Origin of the sequence: Bartonella sp. MR63HLJHH, assembly GCF_042194155.1 — a bacterium.
GTDB lineage: Bacteria > Pseudomonadota > Alphaproteobacteria > Rhizobiales > Rhizobiaceae > Bartonella > Bartonella grahamii.
In genome coordinates, this window is record NZ_JBHIMN010000044.1 from 1 (window position 1) to 813 (window position 813).

General features: G+C 34.8%; 2 protein-coding genes. Both read left to right on the forward strand.

What is annotated here, in order from left to right:
- The coding region (locus tag ACFIKQ_RS09040) for a TrwH protein (protein ID WP_375653502.1) at positions 1 to 104 on the forward strand (104 nt) is incomplete at its 5' end.
- Positions 101 to 813: type IV secretion system protein (locus ACFIKQ_RS09045; protein ID WP_375647935.1), on the forward strand; the 713-nt coding region annotated here is incomplete at its 3' end. The genes ACFIKQ_RS09040 and ACFIKQ_RS09045, both read left to right, overlap by 4 nt.

Genomic DNA, 813 nt, shown 5'->3' on the forward strand with positions numbered 1-813 from the left:
TATCGGCTTGTGTATTAGCACCAAAGCTCAAACAGCCCAATGATAGGAACCGTGTGCCTATTAATAAAACAATCCCTAACGAAATCAAGCGAGCAAGTATATGAGAAAGATTCTTATTATAACAGGAATGATTACCATTTGGGGAATGCTGAATCTAGCTCCAGCATATGCAAATGACGCAAGTATAAGCGTATCTTTCGCCTCCTCATCACCAGCTGCTTCACCAGCAGAATATCTGGAGCTTATTAATCTATTAAAAAAAGGGGAAATTATTGAGCTCTTAAAAAAACAGCTTGAGTTGAAAAAAGAACAACTTTCGCAAACAGAAAAAAACTATCAAGCTATAACAAAGAGTCAGAAAACTGCACCTCAGAAAATAGACTTTTCTAGTTTTTTTCTCAAAGAACCAGAATCGCTCTATAAGAAAGATGAGCTTTCAAGGGAATCATATCAAAAGGTATTGAAGGACGAAGACAAAATTTCTGAGCCTTTTAATCGAATGGGCAAGTTGCTTTTTGAGCGTTTAGAATTTTTTTCGCTACTAAATAAAGCTATAACTTTGAAAAGTTTTGAAAAAGTAGAAAATCGTTTTAAATACCTCAAAAGTCTATTTGATGCTCTTCAAACAAAAGAAAACCTGAAAGATATTGCAGATCTTCAAGCACATATCGATGGTTCATTAGCCATGATCCAAAATGAATCTATAACGATACAAACGATAACGCATTTACGTAAGGCTGAGCAATCACTTATCAAAAGGAAAAGACGCGAACTTGATATGAAAATTTTTGACCATGAAAAAAAAGGGATGCC